Source organism: Devosia sp. 63-57 (genome assembly GCF_001899045.1).
Classification (GTDB): Bacteria; Pseudomonadota; Alphaproteobacteria; order Rhizobiales; family Devosiaceae; genus Devosia; species Devosia equisanguinis.
The window spans coordinates 1,485,594-1,509,263 of the sequence record NZ_MKUY01000005.1 but is presented as its reverse complement, the minus strand read 5'-3'; the positions used below and the strand labels follow the sequence as shown (position 1 = coordinate 1,509,263).

Sequence of the window (23,670 nt, the reverse complement as noted above, 5' to 3'; positions counted from 1 at the left end):
GATTGCGCCCCTGGAGACCTGCATGCAGGGCATTTTCCGCAGCCTCTGGCTCTATAGGTTCTTTATCTGGACCTCGATCAAGAACGACTTTCGGGCGCGGTTCGTCCGCAGCAAGCTGGGTGGCCTATGGGTTATCCTGCAACCGCTGTCGCAAGTGATGATCTATGCCTTCATTCTCTCCAACCTATTGTCCAACCGCCTGCCGGGTGTAGACAGCACCTATGGCTATGCGGTGTACCTGATGGCGGGCCTGCTGGCATGGAACCTGTTCACCGAGATCGTCGACAGGTGCCTCAAGATCTTCATCAACAACGCCAATACTCTGAAGAAAGTGAATTTCCCGCGCATCACCCTGCCGGTGATCGCCATCGGTTCGGCGCTGGTCAACAATCTGGCGCTGTTCCTGGTGATGAACGTCATCTTTCTGCTGCTGGGCCACTGGGTGAGCGGATACCTGCTCTACTACTTCCTCCTGGCGCCCATCGTGGCGGCATTTGCCGCGGGGATCGGGCTTCTGCTGGGCGTGATAAACGTCTTCGTGCGCGACACCGAACAGGTGGTGCCCATCGTTTTGCAGGTGCTGTTCTGGTTCACGCCCATCGTCTACCCGGCCAATGTGGTGCCGGAAGCCTATCAGGGACTTCTGGGATTGAGCCCGCTCTATGTGCTGGTGGAGGCCTACCACAATATCGTGCTCTATCATCAGCCACCGCATCTGATGCCGATTGCCGTCATCGCGGTAATGTCGGCGCTGCTCTGCGGCTTTGCCCTGGTGCTGTTCCGCAAGGCCGGTCCTGACATGGTGGATGCGCTATGAGTGCCATCAGCGTACAGAACGTCCACAAGAGCTTTTATACCTATAGCAGCGAATGGGCGCGCTTTGCCGCCTGGTTCGGCGCGCCCCCAAAGCTCAAGAGCCAGACCGATATTCTCAAGGGGATCGACTTTTCCATCGCGCCGGGCGAGGCCGTTGGCCTGGTCGGGCAGAACGGCGCCGGCAAGAGCACGCTGCTCAAGATCATCACCGGCACCATGCAGCCGACCAAGGGCAGCGTAACGGTCAATGGCCGCATCGCCGCCCTGCTCGAATTGGGCATGGGGTTCAATCCCGACATGACGGGCCGACAGAATGTCTACAATTCCGCCGGCCTGATGGGGTTCACCCAGGACGATATCGATGGGCTGATCAAAAGCATCGAGGACTTTGCCGAGATCGGCGCCTATTTTGACCAGCCGATCCGGGTCTATTCGAGCGGCATGCAGGTGCGCCTGGCCTTTGCAGTGGCCACCGCAGTGCGCCCGGAAATCCTGATCGTCGACGAGGCGCTGTCAGTGGGCGACGCCTATTTCCAGCACAAGAGTTTCAGCCGCATCCGCGAATTCCGCGAGGCAGGCACGACCCTGCTGCTGGTGTCGCATGATCGCTCTTCGATCATCGCCATCTGCGACCGGGCGATCCTGCTCGACGACGGCCATGTGCGCAAGGATGGGGCGCCCGAAGAGGTGCTCGATCTCTACAATGCGCTGATCGCTGAAAAGGAAGGGCATCTGCTCGAGCAGATCACCGATGCCAGCGGAAGGGTGCAGACGCGCTCGGGCTCGGGCGAGGCGACACTGGAAACGGTGCGCCTGCTCGATGAAACCGGCAAACCCACCGAACTGGTGCGGGTTGGAAGCCGCGTCACACTCGAGATCGTAGCCAAGGTCAACACGGACATCGACCAGCTGGTGGCCGGCTACATGATCAAGGATCGCCTGGGCCAGGCGGTTTTCGGCACCAATACGCATCAGCTCGGGCAGGTGCAGCAGGGGCTCAAAGCCGGCGACATCGTGCGCTTCCGTTTCGCCTTCGACGCCAATATCGGCTATGGCAATTTTTCGATTGCGGCAGCGCTGCATGGGCACGAAACCCATGTGGAGCAGAATTACGAGTGGCGCGACCTCGCGGTGACCTTCAGCGTGGTCAATGCCGACCACCCCGAATTCGTCGGCATGGCGTGGGTGCCGCCGGTGCTCGAGGTAGAGCGATGAGCGACGCGAACTTCTACCACGAATTCGAGCGCAATTTCCGCGGCAGCCGCGAGGAAATCCATGGCCGGCTGGAGCGCGGCTATGCCGATTTCCTGGCGGTGCTGGTGCGCCACATGCCCGAACCCAAGGCGCTCGATTTGGGCTGCGGCCGCGGCGAATGGCTGGAACTGGCACAATCCATGGGCTTTGTTGCCCATGGCGTCGATCTCGATGCGGGCATGCTGGCGGACTGCATCGAGCGGGGCCTGTCGGTGACCCATGGCGATGCCATCGCCTATCTCGCCAATGAACCGGATGACAGTCTTGCGGTGGTGTCGGGCTTTCACATCGCCGAGCATCTGCCATTCGAGGTGTTGCAGAAGCTGATCAGCGAAGCGGCGCGGGCCCTGCGGCCGGGCGGCCTGCTGATCCTCGAAACGCCGAATGCGGAAAATATCAGCGTCGGCACGCTGAGCTTTCACATGGACCCCACCCATAATAAGCCGTTGCCGCCGGGGCTGTTGTCCTTTCTGGCGCGGCATCACGGTTTTGAGCGGGCCGAGGTCTTGCGACTGCAGGAGAATGCGCTCCTGCGGGAAGGCGGGGATGTGGGGCTGATCAATGTGTTCACCGGCGTCAGCCCCGATTATTCGGTGGTGGCGCAGAAGGCTGGGCCGGACGATATCACCGCCGAGATGGCCGAAGTCTATGCGCGGGATCGCGGGCTGACGCTGGACACGCTGGCCGAGCGCTTCGAGGGCACCCTGGAGCAGAAAAGCGCCGCGCGGGTGGACGCGGCCAGGTCGGAGCTCGACGCGCGGATGGAGGCCCGCATCGGCGAACTCATGGAGATCAATCGCCGTCAGGACCAGGCGCTCGGCGACTTGCGCGGACTGGTTGAGCAGCAGCACCGGCGGCTGGACGAGCAATGGGCGCAGATTGGCGCCATCTATACCAGCACGTCCTGGCGCCTCACCTGGCCGGTGCGGTTTGCCGGCAAGGCCTTGAAGCGCGCCCGCGCCGTGCTGGTGCGGATCGCCAAGGCGATGTTGCGCCGTCTGATCAAGGTGCCGGCGGTGCGGCAATTGTCCAAATGGGCGGAACCGCGCTTTCCGGCGCTGGCCAACCGGGCGAGGCAGGCGCTGCATGGCACGGCGGCGTCGGCCGGTGTGGAGGCTGCCGGCTTTCGCCAGGAGTTGGGCGACCGACTATTGTCGCCACGCGCCCGGCTGATCTACGCCCAACTTGCAGACCGCGCCGAGGATAGCCAAAAATGACCCGCATCCTGATCGACCTGCAAGCCTGCCAGAACGAGAGCAGGTTTCGCGGGCTGGGCCGCTATGTGAAGAACATGGCGCGCGAGATCGCCAAGATCGCCGCGCCGGGCAGCGTGCACCTGTTGCTCAACAGCAGGTTCGGACACACTATCCTGCCGCTGCGACAGTATTTTTCCGACTTCGTGCCGGATGCGAACATCCATGTGGTGGAATTGCTCGACCAGGCGGACGACCGCTCGGAGCGTGGGCGGTGGCGCAATGATGCCTCGGCCCTCATGCGCGAAGCCTATATCGAGATGCTGGCGCCCGACGTCGTGTTCATGCCCAGCTTCTTCGAAGGTTTTATCGACGACGTGGTGCTGAGCGTGCACCGGCTGTCGCGTGTGCCGGTGGTGGCGACGGTGCATGACCTGATCCCGCTGATCCTCGAAGAGCGCTATCTCAAGCCGGATCCGAACTATTCCCGCTTCTATCGCGGCAAACTGGCAGAGTTCGTTGGTGCCGACGGGTTGATCGCCATTTCCGAGCAATCGTTCAAGGAGGCCGTGGAGCTGCTGCATTATCCGGCCGAGAAGGCGGTGAATGCGTCGGAAGGCGCCGAGCCGGAGTTTCGGCCGCTGGGCCTGTCGGACGAGCAAAAGGCGGCCGCGCGTGCGCGGTTCGGGGTGGGCGACCAGTTCATTTTTTACACCGGCGGCGCAGACTCGCGCAAAAACCTCGATCGGCTGATGGCAGCCTTTGCGCGCCTGCCGCAAGCGCTGCGGGGCGAGCACCAACTGGTTCTGGCCGGCAGTATTTCGCCGGGCGAGCGGCAGCACTTGCTAGAAAAAGCCGATGCAGTTGGTCTCGATCGCAGCGAATACAAGCTGCTCGGCTTCGTCAGCGATGCCGACCTGGTCGAGCTCTACAATCTCTGCGAAGTCTTCGTCTTTCCGTCGCTGCATGAAGGATTTGGGCTGCCGTGCCTCGAGGCCATGCAATGCGGGGCAGCGGTGATCGGCTCCAATGTCTCGAGCATCCCCGAAGTGATGGGCAATGACGACGCCATGTTCGATCCCCATTCGGTTGGTGACATGGCTCGAGTACTCGACCGGGTGCTGACCGATGACGCCTTTCGCGCCGAGCTGGTGGCCAAGGGCGCTGTGCAGGCAGCCAAGTTCTCCTGGAGCAAGAGCGCCGAAATAGCTTTGGCCAAGTTGCTGGAAACCGCGCAGCCGAATGAACCCGGCTCTGACTGGACTGCAACCAGGCTCCGCCTTGACGCGGTAGAACAGCAGTTGGTCGCGGCGCTCAAGGCCCTGTCTGGCCAGTTCGGCCACCCCAACGCGTCCGATCTCGCCCAGATTGCTCAGGCCATGGCGATCAACCGCGTGAGAGTGGCCAATCTCTCACGGTCCTATGACTTGCCCGAAGTCATCGACTGGCGCATCGAGGGCCCGTTCGACAGCAGCTACAGTCTGGCGCTGGTCAATCGCGAGTTGGCGCTGGGCTTGGAACAGACGGGGGCCCGCGCGGCACTGCATGCCTCCGAGGGGCCCGGTGATTACGAGGCGGACAAGGGTTTCCTAAAGGCCAATCCGCAAATAGCCGCCCTGCATGCTCGCTCGAGCGATAGCGCTGCTGCACAGGTCGTCAGTCGCAACATGTATCCGCCCCGGGCGGTGGATATGGACAGCCAGATCAATGGATTATCTTGCTACGCCTGGGAGGAGACTGGCTTTCCGTTCGCTTATGCCGAAGGCATCAACGAGGGTGCGCAATTCGTCACAGTGACGGCCGAGCACGTCAAGAAGGTGCTGATCGATGCCGGCGTGTCGGTGCCTGTGACCGTTGTGGGCAATGGCGTCGACCATTGGTTGGCGGTGGAGGCGGACAAGAGCTACCGCATCGAGACCGCGGGACACACCTTTTTGCACGTCTCGTCCTGCTTTCCGCGCAAGGGCGCCGATGTGCTGCTCAAGAGCTATGGCGCGGCGTTCCGCAAGGACGACGATGTGCTGCTGGTCATCAAGACTTTTGCCAACCCGCACAACACCATCGAGCAGCAATTGGCGGCACTGCGCGCCACCAATCCGGACTTTCCAGCGGTGACGATCATCATGGATGATCTCTCGGATGGTGCGCTGAAGGCGCTTTACGAACAGTGCGACACGCTGGTGGCGCCGAGCCGCGCAGAAGGTTTTGGCCTGCCGATCGCGGAAGCCATGCTGAGCGGGCTGCATGTGATCACCACCGGCTGGAGCGGGCAGATGGATTTCTGCACGCCCGAAAACAGCGCGCTGATCGATTTTACTTTTGCCTCGGCCTCAACTCACGAAGCCAGCAAGCCACTCAGCGCCTGGGCCGAGCCGGACGGCGAGCACCTGACGCAATTGCTGCGCGAGGCGCTGGAGCGCAAGGCCGGCGATGCCACCAAGACGCTATTGCCCCGCTGGAGCTGGGCCGAAGTGGCCCGTCGCAACCAGCAGGCGGCGCGCGCACTCAGCGTCGAGGCGCTGACCGCGGAGCCGAGGCTGGGCTGGGTGTCGACCTATCGCAAACGTTGCGGCATCGCCACCTATTCGGAGCATCTGCTCGATGTCTTGGGCATGCCCGCGATCATCCTCGCCGACGCCCCGGACGACTTGCCCACCGGCGAGCCCGAAAATATCGTCCGATGCTGGCGCGAGGGCAAGGTCGACGATTTTTCCAACCTGCTGGCCGCCGTAAAACGGCACCAGCTGGATATGGTCGTTATCCAGTTCAACTACGGATTTTTCGACTTCGCTGCGTTCGGCAAGCTGCTCCACAGTCTGTGCGACGCCGGTACGCGAGTTGTGGTGACCATGCACGCGACCATTGACCCCGCACATGATCCCGACCGCAAGCTGGCCCATATCGCTGACGCCCTGGCGCGCTGCGATCGCCTGCTGGTGCACTCGATCACGGATCTCAACCGGCTGAAGGCGCTGGGCCTCGTCGACAATGTCGGGCTGTTTCCCCATGGCGTGCTCGCTTCGCCCGCCGGCAACACGGCACGGCCTGCTGCCCATGCACCGGTGCACCTGGCCAGCTATGGCTTCTTCCTGCCCAATAAGGGGCTGATCGAACTGGTCGAGGCCGCCCGTCTGCTCAAGGCGGAAAACTTTGCCTTCAAGCTCGATATGGTCAATGCGGCCTTTCCGGCCGAAGTCTCGCAAAAGCTGATCGAACAGGCGCGTGGATTGATCGACCGCTATGGGCTCGGCAGCGAGGTCAAGCTGCATACCGATTTCCTGCCCGATGCCGAAAGCCTGAGGCTGCTGTCGCAGGCCGAAATCGTGGTCTATCCCTATCAAAACACGGCAGAATCGGCGAGTGGCGCGGTGCGCTACGGCCTGGCGGCGGGCAAGGCCGTGGCAGTGACGCCGCTGCCGATTTTCGACGATGTGGCCGGCAGCGTCTTCGCCCTGCCGGGCATTTCCCCGGCCGATATCGCGACTGGGCTCAAGCAATTGTCGCGCGACCTGCGTGCCAATGCCGCTGAAAGCCAGGCCGTGCTCGAGCGGGCGCAGCAATGGCGCGACGTGCATGCTTATCCGGTGCTCGGCCGCAAGCTGGCCGGTACGTTACGCGGCATTTTCCGCAACAGCCTCGACAAGGAAACCACGCACTGATGGCGCAAGTGCCGGCCGGCTCAAGGCATTTGCAGGTCTATCACGACTATTTCGCCATTCGCGGTGGCGGTGAACGGCTGGTGCTGGAATTGGCCAATGCCATCTCGGCAGAGCTGATCTATGGCTACCGCACTGCGGAGAGCTATGACGAGGCCGCTTTTCCACCGGCGCACAAGGATCTCAACCTTTCCGGCATTCGCAAGGTACGCGGCGCAGCCTCCATTGCCTTGTCTACAGCCTTTGCACAGCAGCGTGGCCACGCCGCCCAGGCGGATCTGCGCATTTACAGCGGCGTGGCGGCGCCTTTCGCCGCGCCAGCCCGCGACAAGCCGGGCGTCAACGTCTTTTACTGCCACACGCCGCCGCGTTTTCTCTACGACCAGAAGGCATTTTTCCGGGAGCAGAGCGGGCCATTGCGCAAGCTGGGCCTCGACGTGGTGGGGCCGCTATTCCAGCGCGCCTATGAACACGCCGTCGAGCGGATGCATGTGATCGTGGCCAATTCGGTCAATATCCAGAAGCGTATTCGCGAGCATCTTGGGCGTGAGAGCATCGTGGTCTATCCGCCGGTGGATACCAGTGGTTTCGCCTGGGAACCCCAGCAAGGCTATTACCTGTCGACCGCGCGCCTGACCCCGCTCAAGCGCATTGCGACCATCATCGACGCATTCATCGCCATGCCCGACAAACGGCTGATCATCGCCTCGGGTGGCGATCAGGAGGCTGAATTGCGGGCGCGTGCCGCCGGTGCCGCCAATATTGAATTTGCCGGGTGGACCAGCGACGAACAATTGCGCGGCCTGATCGCAGGGGCCATTGCCACCATCTATATTCCGGTGGAAGAAGATTTCGGCATGTCGCCGGTGGAATCCATGGCGGCCGGCAAGCCGGTGATCGGCGTGGCCGAAGGCGGGTTGCTGGAAACCGTGTTGCCGGAGCAGACCGGCGTGCTGCTTCCCCCTGCCCCATCGGCCAGCGACCTTATCGGTGCGATCAATTCCCTGCCCCCCGAGCGAGCACTCGCCATGCGGCCGGCCTGCGAAACTCAAGCGCTCAAGTTCGGTCGCGCACAGTTCATCCACAGCATGCGCGCCGTGATCGACCAGGCGCTGGCGCGAAGCTGAATTGGCGGATCGCGGGCCAGAACCCTTCGCCCTGCGATGACGCTTTGGCGAGCCCGCGAAAATCGTGGGACGCGGCGGACTTCTGTCCGTGACCGCACAGTTCATCAGCAAGCGCAAAACGAAACGAGCCCCTTCGCCCCCGCGCAAATGCCGTGGCGTATGCACAGCGCGAAGCGCGACCATCGACCGGCCCTTCGTATACTTACGGATAGATGGCGAGCAGCAAGCATTGCAAAGGCGAAATTCTGTCCACAATCAGACATTTTTCCGGCATCCGTGAAAAAATGGTTAATTCTTTGTTACAAAAGAGTCTTTTACAGAATCCGAAGGAATAGGGCACAGGCACTACAATTGCCCTCAATTGACGCCCCATGAATTGTCAGATTAACAATTCGTTAATCGATTTAATCCCTGGGGAGTTGAGTGATGGATTTCGATATCAGCGTGGAAGTGTCGCGCCTCTATGTGTCGTTCTTCAACCGTGCCGCCGATCCGGAAGGCCTGCAATATTGGGTGAAGCGCTATAACGACGAGGTTGCTGCCGGTCGCGACGGCAAGATGTTCCTCGAAGACATGGCCGACTCGTTCGCCCAGAGCCCGGAAGCCAAGGCGATCTATGAGACGACCGCCTCTCCAACTGATGCCGAGATCAAGGCTTATATTGCCGAGGCCTATATGAACATGTTCGGGCGCACGCCCGACGACGAAGGGCTCGACTACTGGGCCGGCCGCTGGAAGACCGAGATGGACCAGGGCAAGCCCGGTGTCCGCGTGCTGTTCGAAATTGAAAATGCTGCTCGCAACAGCACCAACCAGAACGATGTTGACGCGCTGAAGAACAAGGCGGAAGTGGCCGCCAAGTTCACTAGTGATTTCGTGGCTTCGGGCGCCGACTGGAAGAGCGAAGACATGGCCTCGGCCAAGTCCATCGTCGATAAGGTCGACCACACGCCGGCTTCCGTGCAGAGCGCCAATGACGAGATCGCCAAGTTCATCGAGGAAAAGACCAATCCCGATGGCGGCCAGGAGCCGGGCGGCGGTGACCCCGATGGCGGCAATGGCGGGGGCCCGGTGGTACCCGATCCGCTGCCGGCGGCGTCAATTGCAAATGGCGTGATTTCGATCGCTGCTGGTACCGAAGTGACGCTGTCGGAAAACAATGGCGTGCTGACGCTCAGCCGACCGGGCTATTACAGCGTGGCTTTCAATGATGCGAGCGTCACCGAAATCAACGTTGCCGCCGGCGGCAAGGTGAACGTGGCGTCGACGGGGTCGTTTGCCAAATTTGGTGGCGATGGCGTGGTAAATGTGACCGGGGTGGTGATTGCGGAGGCGACCCTCGGCCAATCCATCAACTACGCAACGTATATCGAGACGATTTACAATCTTGGTCACAACAACCAAGGCGGCCAGACAGGCATCGATGTCTCGGTGAATGGCTCAGAGGGCGACACGATCAAGGCGCTCTGGGACATTTGGGACGACGTCTATACGTCGACTGAGAATGCGTATTACAATAAAAACATCAATACTGCGACATTGGAGCTGGCGCTTAGATATGTGGAATATCTGAAAGACGGTGGAATTCCATTCTCCGACTTCTCCGCAAAGGTTGAGGCGGGTCGCGATCAGAGCCTTCACGACAATCTTCTTGGAAATTTCCACGTTGGCACGATTCAAGATCGGTGGCCGACCGACGAAGCCGCTGAGCTGATTCAGCGGATCAAGGACGAAGCAGGCGAAGGCTATGCGGCACGCGGTGTCTTCAGTGGACGCAGCACTGATGTGGGTAGCGATGCCCACAAGGTCGTTCTTGCATTCGATTACGCGATGGGCTGGAACCGTTCGGATTATTCCGGCCCGGTCAACGATTTTGGAAAGCTCGACGCAAGTGCGATCTACAACAATAAGGAAATGTGGAACGGAAACGGCATTGACGCTCTTTCGAACTTCACAACTTCTACCAACGAGCAGGCAGGTATTGAACTGGCGCTGAGAGCGCGCGGTCGAGACAACGCAAATTCAGTAACGTACGATGAAACAGATAAGCAGTATGACGCCGCCGGTGGCATATTTGGTGGTGACAAGGCCAAGTGGAACTTTGATCTGTCCATTACGTCTGGTCTGAACGGCTCGCCGCTTTCGATGAAAGACTTCGACATTTTCCTGAAGGTAGACATCGACCCGACCGAGAAAAACGACTTCATCACTCTAAAGCTGACAGATGGCCCGACCATTGATGGAGCGTTCGAGTCCTTCTTGCTGACCGGGTCCCAGACGGTGGGATTCTTGGACAATGTCGGCGGACATCATGCTACCCAACTGGGTGCTAACGGTCGCCCGCTTGATATTGCCGGTGACAAGATTGCTCAGAACTCCCAAAACTTCCACTTTGGGTGGATCAAAAACCTAATCGACGCAAATCATCCCGGCTGGAATTTCGCGCATGGCCAGTTTGAGATCGAGCTTTTAGCTCAGCACAAGGGCATCGAAGTGGCTTCGGCAGAAATCACCGTGATCGTCGGACAAGGCGGTGCCGAAGCCTTTGCCCACCTTGAGTAGCAGCAAGCTAGTCTAGTTCAAATTTTCCGAATTTACTTTCGGCGCCCGATAACCCTATCGGGCGCCATTTTTCGCTTGGGGCCACGTCCTGGGCAACCCACCCTTGACGCCGACACCGTCTGCGACAACAACAGCACTCACGCTTTTGCGCCCTGCCCTCAACCCTCCGTGAGTATTCATGAGCCAAACTCGCCAAAGCCAGAATGGCCTGCAGGCGGTGATCGATCTGGGGGCGCGGCGGCGGGCGCATAACAATGTGCTGCTGATCAAGGCCGCACTGCCGGCGACGGTGAGCGCGGCGCTTTTGGCCTTGGCCATCTATGTGCTGGTGATGGTCAGCGCCGACCGGGTCGACTGGCACAATATCCTGCCTGTCGGACTGGTCGTGGCCATGGTCCCCGCCATTGCCGTCAGCCTGCTGGTCATTGCCAGCCGCCGCAACCACCCCTTCAGCATGGCCGTGGCCGTGACGGTCTTTGCGCTGAGCTTTGCCATCTCCATCCTGGCGGCGACGCGTATTCCGGTGAGTTTCGTGGGCATCGCGCTGACCATTCCCTCAACCCTGCTCTGCGTCACGCTGGCGAACCTGGCCATGGCGCGATCCCTCTCGCGCCGGGCCTGCCTCCTCGACTTTCCCGGCGCCCAGGCCGTGGCGCAAAAGCTCGATGGACGGGTGCAGGTGGTGTCGCCCGAAGAAATTGGGCCCGATATCCGGCGGGTGCTGATCGATCCGGCCTTTCACCACAGCGCCGAATGGGCGCCGGTGCTGGCACGGCTCTACACCAGAGGACTCGAGATGGAGGCGTGGCCACGCTATCTTGAAACCTATGCTGGCCGCGTCGACATCGACAGTTTCGAGCTGGCTGACGTGTCCTATAGCCCGAGCCAGATTTTCTACTATCGCTTCAAGCGAGTGGTCGATCTGGTCGGCGTGCTGGTGCTGGCCGTGCCGGTGTTGGTCGTGGGCGGTCTGCTCTGGCTCTATATCCGCCTCGTCGATGGCGGACCGTCCTTCTTCATCCAGGAGCGGCGAGGCTATGGCGGTGGCACATTCCGCCTCTACAAATTCCGCACCATGTACAAGAATGCCGATGGCGCCTCGACCTCGGCCAATGATAGCCGCGTATTGCCGGGATGCCATCTGGTGCGGCAATTGCGCCTCGATGAGCTACCGCAGCTGCTCAATATCGCGCGCGGGGAAATGAGCTTTATCGGGCCTCGCCCGGTCTCGGTGGCGATTGCAGAGGCGCTGGAAGCCCGTATTCCGCAATATATCAACCGATCTATCCTTCTGCCCGGGCTCACCGGCTGGGCGCAGGTATCCCATGGCTATGCCGAAACGCAGGACGAGGAGATCGAAAAGCTCTCCTACGACCTCTACTATCTCAAGCACGTCTCCTTCGATCTCGACGTGATCATCTCGGTGCGCACCATCAAGACGCTTTTGTTGCGGAAAGGTGCGCGCTGAGATTCCTCTCTTGCCGGGTTGTGATTAGCAGAAATACTTGCGACATGGTTAGAGCGCCAAGATGCGCCGACAGCCGCGATGGAGATGAAGATGGCCACTTACGTCCGCGACTATACCGCCCTTGTCAGCGCAGATTCGACCTGGAACCAGGCCGTCGGCGGAACCCTGAAACCTACCCCCGTTTTTGTCAGTTATTCCTTCACCGCAACGCGGCCCCAAGGGATCAACGACCGCATGGGCTTTGCCGACCCCAACTATTTCCGGCAGCTGAGTGCGGCCGAGCAACAGCTGGTCCGCGATGCCTTCAAGACCTGGGACGATGTCTCGGGGATCACCTTCTTCGAAGTCCCAGCCGGCATGGGCGACATCGATATCGGCGTCTACGACCTTGCGACCGGTATTGCTGGCTATGGCAGCATGCCGAGCTCGAAGTTTTTCCTGCGCGACGGCCAGTTCAATATCTACGGTCCCGGCAACAACCCGCACCAAGGTCTCTATCTCGATTATCAGAGCGGGCTTGATCGACACGTCATCCTGCACGAGATCGGGCACGCCTTGGGCCTCGAACATCCCCATGAGGGTGACCGTCGCCTGCCGGCCGATCTCGACAATGGCAATGTCACGGTCATGAGCTACAAGGACTACTTCCCCAAGCTCGGCACCATGGACCTGCAGGCGATCCAGGCGCTCTATGGCACCGATGCCCAGGACGGCACGCAGGTGGCGGATTGGAGCTGGAACGACCAGACCCACACGCTGACCCAATGGGGCACCGCGGCCTCCGAGACCTTCAAGGGAACCAATTCCGACGATATCATCTATGGCGGCGGCGGACGCGATATAATCATTGCCCGCGCCGGCAACGACACCATTTATGTGTCGGGCAAGTCCTTCGAGATTTCGGCCGGTCCCGGCTTCGACGTCATCCACACCGATTTCGCCTATTCGGAGATCGGCTGGACCAGCCTCAAGAACAATTATCTTAGCTTCTACCTCAAGACCGGCAGCGGCTGGGACATGGTCATCTCCGAAGGTGAGCGCGTTGTGTTCACAGACGGTGTTCTCGCCACCGATATCGATGGCAATGCGGGGCAGATGTACCGGCTTTACCAGGCGGCCTTCGACCGCACGCCTGACCATAGCGGGCTGGGCTACTGGATCCGCGAACTGGACAAGGGCATCAAGGTCGCCGCCATCGCCGAGAGCTTCCTGGCGTCCGACGAGTTCCAGAAAACCTTCGGCACTCAGGACACGGTGACCAATAGCCGGTTCATCGACCTGCTTTATACCCACACGTTGGGGCGCCAATACGATCAGGGCGGTTTCAATTACTGGGTGGGCAAGCTCAACGCCAACGAGACCAACCGCAGTGATCTGCTGGCGTTCTTTTCCAACAGCGACGAGAACAAGCTCAAGGTTGCCGCACAGGTGGAAGACGGCATCTGGTACGTCTGACCCGGCGGTTTGCGACGCGCGCCCCGCAATGGGCGCGTGTTCCCCTGGGCGGGTTAGGTCCGTTCATGCCGCGCTGAGTTCACTCATGCACGCCTTGGTGGCTGGCAAGGAAGGTCCGTCGCCTGCCGACGGGCCCTCGGGTCAAGCCCGAGGGCGGAACTGTGGATGTGCAACGCCGTGCGATACGACGCGCCAAGTCGCGCTTCCGCTCGTGTGGGATCAGGACTCAAACATATATGCGATAGCCCGCGCCTCGCGTGTACTGACGCGAAGCGTATCGGGTATTCGCCAGACCATATCCGAGCACACCTCACGCCTCCAAGCCGGCGCGGATTTCAGCGCAGGGTAAACGAATTACCGCCATCGCCTGCGCAAAATTATGCAGCAATTTCAATGATAGCCCCGACCATGGTTAGCAAGTGCTTTCTTGCATAGTGACAATTTGAAGCCATTTTCCAACGGAGCCTGAAAGTCTGGTCTCTAGCACTGCAGTCAACCCACAACGCATCCTGGGATTGGCGCAGACATGTCGACGATTACTCTGACGACGTCTTCCGGTGACAAATATGTCGACGACCTGCTTGGCTCCCGGAAGTGGACCAGCGACAGCGTAAGCTTCGGCTTTTCGTATTCGGCCTCTGTTTATGGGGCCAAATATGGACGCGGCGAGAGCGCAAGCTTTGCAGCGCTCAACATTGCGCAGCAGAAGGCCACCCTCGACGCCATGAAGATGTGGGGGGAGTTGATTGACCTCGACATCATCCAGACGACTGCGAACAATGCGGAGATCCGCATCGGCGTTTCCAGCATGCCATCGACGGCCTGGGCCTATACGCCATCAGCAATGGCACAAGGTGGTGATGTCTGGCTCGGCACGAAATATCTGGCCGCACCCGAGAAGGGCAACTATGCCCACTTCACCATCATGCATGAAATCGGCCATGCCCTGGGACTGAGCCACCCCCATGAAGCCGCGGCCAAGCAGGCCGGCGGGACGCCAGATGGCGGGCTCTGCCCCTGCTGCGCCGGCACCCTGCACGGCCAGAGCACGACCACACCTCTCACCACTGCCGTCGAAGTTGCATCGCCGGTGGATGCCATGGCGTGGTCGGTGATGAGCTATCGCTCCTATGAGGGCCAGGCGATTTCCAATGGCTATAGCAACGAGAAATTCGGCTATGCACAGACGCCGATGGCGCGCGATATCGCGGCGCTGCAACATCTGTACGGCGCCAATTACCAGACGCGCGCCGAGGACACCGTCTATCGCTGGAGCGAGACGACGGGCGAAAAATTCATCGATGGCATTGGCCAAGGCAAGCCGGGCGCCAACAAGGTGTTCGAGACCGTTTGGGACGGTGGCGGGCGCGATACGTTCGATCTGTCCAACCATGCCACCAACCTGAGCGTCGATCTCAGCCCGGGTGGCTGGACCAATTTTGGCAACAAACAGCTGGCGAATCTTGGAAACGGGCAGATGGCTCCGGGTAATGTGGCCGTGGCCATGCTGCATGAGGACAATCCGCTGGCGCTGATCGAGAACGCCATCGGCGGTGCCGGCGATGACAGGATCAGCGGCAATATTGCCGACAATGTGCTGATCGGCGGTGCCGGGAACGATGTGCTCGAGGGTGTGGTCGGTCGCAATATTCTGGTGGGCGACAGCATCGGGGGCGAGCTCATGCTTGTCGGCCTCGACATCGCCGATTTCATCACTGCGACCCTGCCCCCGGCACCGGCCAAGGCCGGCAACGATATTCTTCTCGGCGGCACCGGCAATGACATCTTCGTTCCGGGCCTGGGCAGCAATACCATCGAGGGCGGCGAGGGCTATGACACGCTCGTGCTCGACTTCGTGCTCGATATGCTCACCATTTCCTTCGACGCCAACGATCTTGTCAGCATCCTCTATGAGGGCGGCTCGGTCATTGCCAGCAGCCTGGAATTCCTGGCGGTTCGCGACGGCATTTTCTCGCTGATCGGGGCAATCGTGCCGGAGAGCAACCACGCGATGGCAGACGACGTGATCCTGCTCTATCGCGCCGGACTTGGGTTTGGTCCAAGCAACGAGAGTCTCAATTTCTGGACCTCCGAATTCGACCAGGGTCAGGACCTGGCCAGCCTCGCGACCGAACTGACAACCGATGCGGGTTTCGCGGAGCGCTTTGGTGCGGCGGACAGCACAGCCAACGGGGACTTTGTCCAGGCGCTCTATCACAACATCCTGGGCCGCGATGGCGACGCCGAGGGTGTGCAGTACTGGCAGGATCAGCTCTCTTTGGGCGCATCGCGCCAGGACCTGCTGGTGGCATTTGCGCTCAGCCAGGAGCACCGCAATGACGTGTTTGCGCCAGCAGGAAACGAGACTGGCTTGGTCGCGGTATCGCAGAGCCAGTGGGCCGAGCTCTGGGCGTAGGGTTTTATCGCCCCAAGGACAAACAAAAACCCCGGCCTCTCGCGAGACCGGGGTTGATTGGTCGGAGTAGAGTGATTCGAACACTCGACCCCCTGCTCCCGAAGCAGGTGCGCTACCAGGCTGCGCTATACTCCGTCAGGATTCATCGAGAGGGTCGTAAGCCGGCGTCGGGGCGCCGCGACGTCATCGCGATTGGCGGCTTTATAACTGCGAGGCTTGCTGTGTTCAAGCTGTTCCGACATAGTTTTCTACCGCTGTTTCACCGTGTTGCGAAGCACGGGCAAACCGTGTAGGAACCGCGCCAGTTGGGGTGTCGCCAAGTGGTAAGGCACCGGTTTTTGGTACCGGCATTCCTAGGTTCGAATCCTAGCACCCCAGCCATTTTCCCTTGATTTCAGCATTTTGGACTCACGCCGGCGCGCGTGCGGCGTCGTGCTGGGCCGCGGCGAGGCCATAGGGTACGCAGAGGAGCTTGCCGCTGCGCGGGTCGCGGAGCATGTCGGCGAGGATACCGAAGGCGGCCGCGAGGGTCTGGGGCGTCAACACGGTCTCGGGATCGCCGGCACTCATGATCTTGCCGGCGCGCACCAGGATCACATGATGGGCGAAGCGCAGGGCGTGATTGATGTCGTGCACTACCATGACGATGGTGCGCCCTTCCTCCCGATTGAGCCGCTCGAGCAGGTTCAGCACTTCGAGCTGGTGGGCCATGTCTAGGAAGGTGGTGGGCTCGTCGAGCAGCAGCACCGGGCTGGTCTGGGCGAGCGCCATGGCAATCCACACCCGCTGCCGCTGGCCGCCCGAGAGCGTACCGACCGGTCGATTGGCGAAGGCAGTGAGGCCGGTGAGGCGGAGCGCGGTATCGATGGCGGCGCGATCCTCGGCGCTCATGGCGGCGAGCGGCTTTTGCCAAGGGAAGCGGCCATAGCCGACCAGCTCGCGCACCAGAAGGCCGGCCGGGGCCTCGGGGCTCTGCGGCAGCACGGCCATGCGGCGGGCTATGGCCTTGGTGGAGAGGTCGGCGAGGGCGTGACGGTCGAGATAGACCGCGCCATGGCTGGGCTTGAGAATGCGGGCCAGGTTCTTGAGGATGGTGCTCTTGCCCGAACCATTAGGACCGACCAGGGCGGTGATGCGGCCCTCGGGGATTTCGAGATCGAGGCCTTCGAGCACCGTACCCTCGCCATAGGCGAAGCCGAGATTGTGGGTCTGCAGGATCATGCTGAAAGCGCCCGCTGGTTGGACCTGACGAGCAGGTAAAGAAAATAGGGCGCGCCGATCACCGCGACGACGACGCCGACGGGGATTTCGATGGGCGCGAGCAGGGTGCGGCCGATGAGATCGGCGATGACCACCAGCGTGGCGCCGACCAGGGCTGCCGCGGGCAAGAGGGCATGGTGACGGGGGCCCACCATCAGCCGCGCGATGTGCGGACCGAGCAGTCCGACAAAGCCGATGGCCCCGGCCAGCGCCACGGCGGCGCCGGCAAAGGCCACGGCGATGGCCAGCAGCGCCAGCCGCGACGCCTCGACCCGCACACCGACGCCCGTGGCAGCCTCGTCGCCGACGCCGAGAATGTCGAGTGAACGGACAAGGGCGATGAGCATGGGAACCAGCAGGATAAACCAGGGCAGGATTGCCATGACATCGGCCCATTTGGAGCCCGACAGGCTGCCGGCCAGCCAGACGGCGGCAGCATCATAGACCCGACGGTCGAGCCGCATGGAGAGGACCAGCATGGCGGCGGAGAAGCCGGCATTGATGGCGATGCCGGCCAGAAGCATGCGGGCCGGATCCACCTGACCGCGGCGCTGCGCCAATAGGTAGATGCTGATGGCGCCGATCATGGCGCCGACAAAGGCGACCGCCGGCCAGACTATCCCGGGCACATCGAGAATGGCTTGCTGATGCAGGTAGAGCAGCGCGACGATGGTGAGCCCGGCGCCGGAATTGAGCCCCAAAATGCCCGGATCGGCGAGGCCGTTGCGGGACACGCCCTGCAGGATGGCGCCGGAAAGGGCGAGACCGGCGCCGACCAGCATGGCCATGACGAGGCGCGGCAGGCGAATGGCGTAAAGCGCCAGTTCCTGCTTGGGGGTGCCCTGCCCCAATATGGTCGCCATGAGATCTGACGGGCTGATGGCGAAGGAACCGAGATTGAGGCTGACCAGTGCGGCAATGGCGAGCAGGCCGGCCAGCAGTAGGAAGCGGATGGCCATGGCTACATGCCCCTTTCGTCGCGGCGGACCAGCCACAGAAAAAACGGCACGCCGATCAGGGCAGTGATCAGTCCGAGCGGGGTTTCGAACGGCGGATTGACCATGCGGGCCACGAAATCGGCCACCACCAAGAGGCAGGCCCCGCATAGGGCCGAGCAGGGAATGATCCAGCGATAGTCGAGGCCAACGAGAAAGCGGGAGAAATGCGGGATGACCAGGCCGACAAAGCCGACGCCGCCTGCCACCGCCACGGCGCTGCCGGCGAGGAACAGCGTGGCGAGAATGCCGCCGGCGCGCACCAGGCCGGTGCGCTGCCCAAGGCCGGTGGCGACATCCTGGCCCAGGCTCAAAAGCGAAATGCCGCGCGAGAGCAGCAGCGCCAGCACGAGCCCCGCCCCCATCCAGGGCAGCGCCAGCAGCAGGTGGGGCCAGCGAATGCCCTGCACGCCGCCGGCTGTGTAGAAGAGCACGTCCTGGGCGATACCGGTGACGATGACGATGCCAGTGGTCAAGGCGCCGAGCAGCGCCGAAACGGCGGCACCGGCCAGCGCCAGGCGAACGGGTGTCAGGCCGCCACGCTGCAGCGCGCCGAGACCGAAGACGAGGGCCGCACCGAGGCCAGCACCGAGAAAGCTGAGAACGATGAGGCCGGTGAAATCGAGCCAAGGAAGGAGCACCATGCCGATGACCAGCATGAAACCTGCGCCGGCATTGAGGCCCATCAGGGAGGGGCTGGCCAGGGGATTTCGGGTCATGCCTTGCATGACGGCACCCGCGACGCCCAGGCACGCGCCCACCGCTGCCGATGCGAGCACACGCGGCAGGCGGAATTCCTGGATAACCAGTTGGTTGGGCTGGGTCGGGTCGAACTGGACCATGGCCTGCCAGATGGTGAAAGGATCGATCTCCGCCGCACCGGCAGAGATCGATCCCACAATGGCCACGAGCAGGCAGATTGCGGCAGCGCCCAGAACGAGGCTAGCGCGCAAAAATCAGTCCGCCTTGCCCATATGGTCAGCGACATCCTCGACGATGCGGCCGAAGCTGATCGGGCCGGTCGATTGGTTCCAGGGCTGGATATCGACGCGATAGACGTGGCCGGCCTTGACCGCCGGCAGTCCCTGCCAGAGCGCAGTGGCTTCAATGCCCGACATCTTCGCCTCGTCCTCGACCATGAGGAAGATGTGGTCGGCGGTCAGCTGCGGAATGATCTCGTTGGAGACGGTCTCGTGCTCGACCTCGAGCGGCACTAGCGGATGCGGGGTCAGCCCCAAGTCCTGGTAGAGCACGGGGCCAGACCGGCGCGAGCCACCATAGACGCGAATATCCTTTTCGCGCACGCGCAGCAGCAGCACGGTTTCGTTGGGGTGAAGGGCTGTGACTTCCGCCTTCACCTCGGCGGCGCGGGCATCGTAGGCGGCGATGGCGGCATCGGCCTGTTCGGCATGGCCAAGCGCCTCGCCTAGGCCATGCAGCCACTCACGCCACGGCCCCTCGGGTTCGTCGAGCAGCAAGGTGGGCGCGATGGCGCTCAGCAGCTCGTAATTGTCACCGATCTTGTCGGCCTGGGCGAGGATAAGGTCGGGCTCGAGGCCGAGAATGGCCTCGAAATCGGGGGCGGACTGGTCGCCAACCGGCTGGGTATCCTTGAGCGCATCCTGCAGCTGACCGGGCATGCCGTTCACCCGCGCCACGGCACCAACGGGAGCAAGCCCCATGGCAACAAGCGCTTCGGAGAACATGTTGTGCAGCGCCACGATGCGATGCGGCTCAAGCGGCACTTCCACTTCGCCGCGCGCGTCCTTTACGATGCGGGCCGTGGCCGTGGTGTCGAGAATTTCGGCAACCTGTGCCATGGCCGGCGCCAGCGGCGCGCAGGCGAGGAGCAAGGCAAGCCCCATAGACGCGGATTGACGGAGGAGAGAGAGCCCCATGAGATTTAACCTGACCATAATTGTCCTGTTTAGGAGCTAACAGACGGCGGAACGGCCGTCAACGCGCATTGCACAGGACCAATCAGGGCATAAAAAGGGCCGGTGCTGCCACCGGCCCTCATAGAACTCGTGTCAGTCGGAAAACCCTTAGCGCTTGGCGCCAAACAGCTTCCAGGCACCGGTGACGGTAAGGGTCGCGAAGGCCATCTTGAGGATGTCCCAGACGATGAAGGGCTGGACGGCCTTGGCGAAGGCCGAGCCCACGACATTGGCCTGATCGACCCACTGGGCCTGACCGGCCATGGCCACGAGCCAGGCGAAACCAAAGGCAAACATGACGCTACCGCCGACGAGCATCGAGGCGAACAGCACGGCCGGACGCGAAGACGCACCACGGTCGACAGCGGCGCCGATAATGGCGGCCATGGCCAGGAAGCCGATGAGGAAGCCGCCGGTGGGGCCGACGAGGTAAGCCATGCCGCCGCCAGTGGCGAATACGGGCAGGCCCATGGCACCTTCGAGCAGGTAAAGGGCGACAGTGGCGGTGGCAATGCGCATGCCAAAGGCAGCGGCAAGCGCGGCAATGGCAAAGGACTGCAGGGTCACCGGAACGGGCCAGACCGGGACATTGACCTTGGCGGCTGCCGTGATCAACAGGGTCCCGAGGACGACGGTGGCCAGATTGGTCGCCAGCTTGGCAACATTGCCCTTGGGCTGGAACACGCCGAGCAGCGTGTTGGGCGTGGTCAAAGTCACTGCCATTTCATACCTTCCATGCTAGGTAGAACCGCCCGCCCATGAGAGCATCGCGCGGTTCACTCCCCTGCTTCTTACTTTCTCGTTCATGACCGCGCAATGGCCAGCCCACTTTCCGCCCCCCGCTTCAGCACCGACTTTCGTCCGGATACCGGCATGCCGGTAAGCGAATCGCCCGGCGTGGTGCGGGTCACGGCGCCCAATGCTTCGGCCTATACCTTTACCGGCACCAACAGCTTTCTGCTTGGACATGAGCGGTTGGCACTGGTCGATCCGGGGCCGGCTGATGCAGCGCATGCCGCGGCCTTGCGCGCCGCCATTAGCGGCAGGCCGGTTTCGGCCATTCTGCTCACCCACACGCATCGCGACCACAGCGCCTCGGCAGCGGCTTGGGCAAAGGAGCTGGCCGCCCCACTATGGTTCGGCGGCCCACATCGGTTATCGCGACCGCTGCGGCGATTCGAGCTCAATCCCATCGGCAGATCATGTAACTGGGACCTGGTGCCGGATCGTACCCTGGTGGACGGCGAGAATATCGCCGCGGGCGACATGGCCGTGACGGTGCATGCGACGCCCGGCCATTGCGCCAACCATCTGGCATTCGGCATTGCCGGCACTGCGATGCTGCTGTCGGGCGACCATGTCATGGGATGGAATTCGACGCTGGTTTCAGTGCCGGACGGGTCGATGGCGGACTATTTCGCCTCGCTGGACAGGCTGATCGCCCTGCCCTATCGCCGCTATCTGCCCGGTCATGGTGGTGCCATCGCCGATGGGCCGACCCATGCCAGCGCCCTCAAGGCGCATCGGCGGCTGCGCAATAGCCAGGTGATCGCGGCGGTGCGGGACGGTGCCCGCCGCATCGGCCAGGTGGTCGACCGCATCTACCCCCAGCAGCCAGCGAAGGTGCGCTTCGCCGCCCGCCTGACCATCACCGCCCATATCGAATATCTCGAAGCCAGCGGCGATTTAACGGTGCACCGCCGGCTGTTCGGCACGCGACTTTCCCTGCCGCGCTGAGTTTCAGACGATACCGAGGGCGCGGAAGATCGGCAGGCGCGCTTCGAATGCGGCGTGACGCTGACGCAGCTCACTGATGTTTTCCTCGGCGGTTTGCAGCATGGAGCCGTCCTTGAGGAGGCGTTGCCCCTGCGCATCCAGCATGCGCCAGGCGAAGGCCGCCGGATCGGCTTCATTGCTCAGTTGGGCCAGAAGGAACAATTGCTGGAAGCGATCGACGGTGATGCCGCCGCCGGTCGTCGGGGTGGCGAGATAACCAAGATCGGCGCTGTAACGCGCCTTTTCGAGCACCACGCGATTGAAGCGGGTCGCCGACTCGGCCCATGCAGCATCGTCGTCCGCATTGCCATGGGGACAGGGCTGCAGGTGGCCGGCACCGACGAGAACGAGGATTGCCTGTTGTATGCGGCCCCAGCCCAGTTCGCCCAGGTTCGGATTGTCGGCCAGCACTTGCCTGAGGCTGATGGCTGCAGACCGGCCCGCCTCCACTGGCCGCGCGAAAGCCTCCACAATCGGTGCATAGACCTCTTCCTGGAGATTGGCTTCACCCAAGGCGCCATTGACCTTCATGGTTATCTCGCTGCGCGGGGAGGACAGGGCAAAGCGGGTTTCGAGCCAGATCGCCTGTGCCTCGCCCGCCGAAAGGGCGACGCTGCCGCGGGCAAAGATATCGCGGCGGAACTGCTGGTTGATCATGTAGTCGCGATAGGTTTCGCGCAGCACGGGGTCGGCTGTTTCGTTGAGAATGGCCTGCTGGTCGGCGGTGAGATTGACGGCGTCGACATGGTCGAGCAGATGCGCCGAGCCCAGATAGGACAGGCGGGCATGCGACAGCTCGCGCGCAACGTCGGAATGGTAGAACAGCGTCCAATCCGCGTTCATATATTCATGCGCGAGATAGTTGCGGTTCTGCGCCTTGATGCGCTCGATGCGTTCGGTGATGCCGGGCACTGTGGCAAAGTAGCGGGCATTGGCCGCTTTCATGCGGTCGATGAAGGCGAGGCCGGCATCGATCTTCTGCAGCATATGGCCGGGAGCGGCGCCACCGGCGAGCAGCATCAACTGGCGGACCGGCGACGGTCCAGCCCAGCCCGGCAGGCAATTGTAGGAAATGTAGACGAGGCCACCCGGCTTCAGCCGCTTGTCGATGAAGCGGACGATGGTGTCGCGGTGCTCGGCCGCGATCCAGCTATAGATGCCGTGCAAGGCAATGATGTCGAACTGCGGTAGGTCGGTGCGCGCCTCGAACTGGGCGAAACTGTCGTCGAAAAAATGCACATTCTCCGTTCCGGCCTGATCCGCCAGTTGGCGGGCGCCCGCAATTTGCGCGGGATTGAAGTCGGTGGCGTAAAAATCGATCTCCGGATTGGCCGCTGCCAAGAGATTGGTGGAGAAGCCCTGCCCGCAGCCCAATTCGCAAAATGCGAGGCGCTCGCGCGATGATTTCGAGGTGGAGACGCCTTTGGTCAGGCCGCTGAATTGCAGGATTTGCGGGGTGAGTTCGCGGTAAAAGCCATAGGTATAGCCAAGCTCGGCCACATAACCCGAAGTCCAGTCGAACATTTGTTTCTCCGTGCATCCGGCAACTTTTTGACCATATCGATCCGCAGCGTGCAAAGAAAAATGACCTCGAATATGCCAGGCGAGAAGAATTGTGACCGGAGGGCAAGGCCGCAGGAGATGGACTTGCGCCAGGCGCCGGCGTCCCGAAGACCGTCATGCGAATACGGTCTGCCGTCCGCGAAAACCTAACACCGCCGATCACGATGCTGTCAGACCGCACACTGCCCCTTT

At 61.8% G+C, this 23,670-nt stretch carries 16 protein-coding genes and 2 tRNA genes; 11 read left to right on the top strand and 7 right to left on the bottom strand.

The window, feature by feature from the left end; all coding sequences use genetic code 11:
• Window positions 1-22: 22 nt before the first annotated feature.
• The 9 genes from BGO80_RS15520 (at window position 23) to BGO80_RS15480 (ending at window position 15,947) form a co-directional block, all read left to right on the top strand.
• Window positions 23-817, top strand: coding sequence for an ABC transporter permease (locus BGO80_RS15520; protein WP_286722177.1), 795 nt, complete (start codon window positions 23-25; stop codon window positions 815-817).
• Complete coding sequence (locus tag BGO80_RS15515; protein ID WP_126149592.1) at window positions 814-2,031, top strand: ABC transporter ATP-binding protein; 1,218 nt, start codon at window positions 814-816, stop codon at window positions 2,029-2,031. Before BGO80_RS15520 ends, BGO80_RS15515 begins: the two co-directional genes overlap by 4 nt.
• Complete coding sequence (locus BGO80_RS15510; protein WP_286722176.1) at window positions 2,028-3,287, top strand: class I SAM-dependent methyltransferase; 1,260 nt, start codon at window positions 2,028-2,030, stop codon at window positions 3,285-3,287. Before BGO80_RS15515 ends, BGO80_RS15510 begins: the two co-directional genes overlap by 4 nt.
• Window positions 3,284-6,922 carry a glycosyltransferase gene (locus BGO80_RS15505; RefSeq protein ID WP_286722175.1) on the top strand — a complete coding sequence of 1,213 codons (3,639 nt, stop codon included), beginning with the start codon at window positions 3,284-3,286 and terminating at the stop codon, window positions 6,920-6,922. Before BGO80_RS15510 ends, BGO80_RS15505 begins: the two co-directional genes overlap by 4 nt.
• Complete coding sequence (locus BGO80_RS15500; protein WP_286722174.1) at window positions 6,922-8,046, top strand: glycosyltransferase; 1,125 nt, start codon at window positions 6,922-6,924, stop codon at window positions 8,044-8,046. The genes BGO80_RS15505 and BGO80_RS15500 overlap by 1 nt, the downstream gene beginning before the upstream one ends.
• Before the next feature lie 426 nt (window positions 8,047-8,472).
• A complete protein-coding gene (locus BGO80_RS15495) occupies window positions 8,473-10,608 on the top strand; it encodes a DUF4214 domain-containing protein (RefSeq protein ID WP_286722173.1) in 2,136 nt (711 codons plus the stop codon).
• A 178-nt stretch (window positions 10,609-10,786) separates the two neighbouring features.
• On the top strand, window positions 10,787-12,076 hold the full coding sequence (locus BGO80_RS15490) for a sugar transferase (protein WP_286722172.1): 1,290 nt from the start codon (window positions 10,787-10,789) through the stop codon (window positions 12,074-12,076).
• A 90-nt stretch (window positions 12,077-12,166) separates the two neighbouring features.
• A complete protein-coding gene (locus tag BGO80_RS15485; RefSeq protein WP_286722171.1) occupies window positions 12,167-13,531 on the top strand; it encodes a DUF4214 domain-containing protein in 1,365 nt (454 codons plus the stop codon).
• 526 nt (window positions 13,532-14,057) lie between these two features.
• Complete coding sequence (locus BGO80_RS15480; protein ID WP_286722170.1) at window positions 14,058-15,947, top strand: DUF4214 domain-containing protein; 1,890 nt, start codon at window positions 14,058-14,060, stop codon at window positions 15,945-15,947.
• A 58-nt stretch (window positions 15,948-16,005) separates the two neighbouring features.
• On the opposite strand, the gene BGO80_RS15475 is transcribed toward BGO80_RS15480, so the two are convergent.
• Window positions 16,006-16,082: transfer RNA gene (locus BGO80_RS15475), tRNA-Pro, on the bottom strand.
• Window positions 16,083-16,253: 171 nt separating this feature from the next.
• Here BGO80_RS15475 and BGO80_RS15470 point away from each other — a divergent pair.
• A tRNA-Gln gene (locus tag BGO80_RS15470) sits at window positions 16,254-16,328 on the top strand.
• 27 nt (window positions 16,329-16,355) lie between these two features.
• On the opposite strand, the gene BGO80_RS15465 is transcribed toward BGO80_RS15470, so the two are convergent.
• From BGO80_RS15465 to BGO80_RS15445, 5 genes are all read right to left on the bottom strand, one after another.
• Entirely contained in the window at window positions 16,356-17,168 is an 813-nt protein-coding gene (locus tag BGO80_RS15465) for an ABC transporter ATP-binding protein (protein WP_126149600.1), read from the bottom strand.
• Window positions 17,165-18,166, bottom strand: coding sequence for a FecCD family ABC transporter permease (locus BGO80_RS15460; RefSeq protein ID WP_126149601.1), 1,002 nt, complete (start codon window positions 18,164-18,166; stop codon window positions 17,165-17,167). Before BGO80_RS15460 ends, BGO80_RS15465 begins: the two co-directional genes overlap by 4 nt.
• 2 nt (window positions 18,167-18,168) lie before the next feature.
• A complete protein-coding gene (locus BGO80_RS15455) occupies window positions 18,169-19,155 on the bottom strand; it encodes a FecCD family ABC transporter permease (RefSeq protein ID WP_286722169.1) in 987 nt (328 codons plus the stop codon).
• Between the two features lie 3 nt (window positions 19,156-19,158).
• Complete coding sequence (locus BGO80_RS15450; RefSeq protein WP_286722168.1) at window positions 19,159-20,055, bottom strand: ABC transporter substrate-binding protein; 897 nt, start codon at window positions 20,053-20,055, stop codon at window positions 19,159-19,161.
• A 192-nt stretch (window positions 20,056-20,247) separates the two neighbouring features.
• Complete coding sequence (locus tag BGO80_RS15445; protein WP_286722167.1) at window positions 20,248-20,862, bottom strand: biotin transporter BioY; 615 nt, start codon at window positions 20,860-20,862, stop codon at window positions 20,248-20,250.
• A 93-nt stretch (window positions 20,863-20,955) separates the two neighbouring features.
• Here BGO80_RS15445 and BGO80_RS15440 point away from each other — a divergent pair, with 93 nt between their 5' ends.
• Window positions 20,956-21,876 (top strand): MBL fold metallo-hydrolase, encoded by a 921-nt coding sequence (locus BGO80_RS15440; RefSeq protein WP_286722166.1) that lies wholly within the window; start codon window positions 20,956-20,958, stop codon window positions 21,874-21,876.
• 3 nt (window positions 21,877-21,879) lie between these two features.
• On the opposite strand, the gene BGO80_RS15435 is transcribed toward BGO80_RS15440, so the two are convergent.
• The gene (locus tag BGO80_RS15435; RefSeq protein ID WP_286722165.1) at window positions 21,880-23,439 is read right to left on the bottom strand and encodes a methyltransferase regulatory domain-containing protein; all 1,560 of its coding nucleotides are present in this window, start codon (window positions 23,437-23,439) and stop codon (window positions 21,880-21,882) included.
• Window positions 23,440-23,670: the final 231 nt, after the last annotated feature.

Bases quoted from the DNA above. Each gene is read 5' to 3' on its own strand.
- BGO80_RS15515 (WP_126149592.1), top strand. From the start codon at position 814: ATGAGTGCCATCAGCGTACAGAACGTCCACAAGAGCTTTTATACCTAT.
- BGO80_RS15445 (WP_286722167.1), bottom strand. From the start codon at position 20,862: ATGGCAGTGACTTTGACCACGCCCAACACGCTGCTCGGCGTGTTCCAG.
- BGO80_RS15495 (WP_286722173.1), top strand. From the start codon at position 8,473: ATGGATTTCGATATCAGCGTGGAAGTGTCGCGCCTCTATGTGTCGTTC.
- BGO80_RS15510 (WP_286722176.1), top strand. From the start codon at position 2,028: ATGAGCGACGCGAACTTCTACCACGAATTCGAGCGCAATTTCCGCGGC.
- BGO80_RS15440 (WP_286722166.1), top strand. From the start codon at position 20,956: ATGGCCAGCCCACTTTCCGCCCCCCGCTTCAGCACCGACTTTCGTCCG.
- BGO80_RS15480 (WP_286722170.1), top strand. From the start codon at position 14,058: ATGTCGACGATTACTCTGACGACGTCTTCCGGTGACAAATATGTCGAC.
- BGO80_RS15520 (WP_286722177.1), top strand. From the start codon at position 23: ATGCAGGGCATTTTCCGCAGCCTCTGGCTCTATAGGTTCTTTATCTGG.
- BGO80_RS15490 (WP_286722172.1), top strand. From the start codon at position 10,787: ATGAGCCAAACTCGCCAAAGCCAGAATGGCCTGCAGGCGGTGATCGAT.
- BGO80_RS15435 (WP_286722165.1), bottom strand. From the start codon at position 23,439: ATGTTCGACTGGACTTCGGGTTATGTGGCCGAGCTTGGCTATACCTAT.
- BGO80_RS15505 (WP_286722175.1), top strand. From the start codon at position 3,284: ATGACCCGCATCCTGATCGACCTGCAAGCCTGCCAGAACGAGAGCAGG.
- BGO80_RS15500 (WP_286722174.1), top strand. From the start codon at position 6,922: ATGGCGCAAGTGCCGGCCGGCTCAAGGCATTTGCAGGTCTATCACGAC.
- BGO80_RS15465 (WP_126149600.1), bottom strand. From the start codon at position 17,168: ATGATCCTGCAGACCCACAATCTCGGCTTCGCCTATGGCGAGGGTACG.
- BGO80_RS15485 (WP_286722171.1), top strand. From the start codon at position 12,167: ATGGCCACTTACGTCCGCGACTATACCGCCCTTGTCAGCGCAGATTCG.
- BGO80_RS15460 (WP_126149601.1), bottom strand. From the start codon at position 18,166: ATGGCCATCCGCTTCCTACTGCTGGCCGGCCTGCTCGCCATTGCCGCA.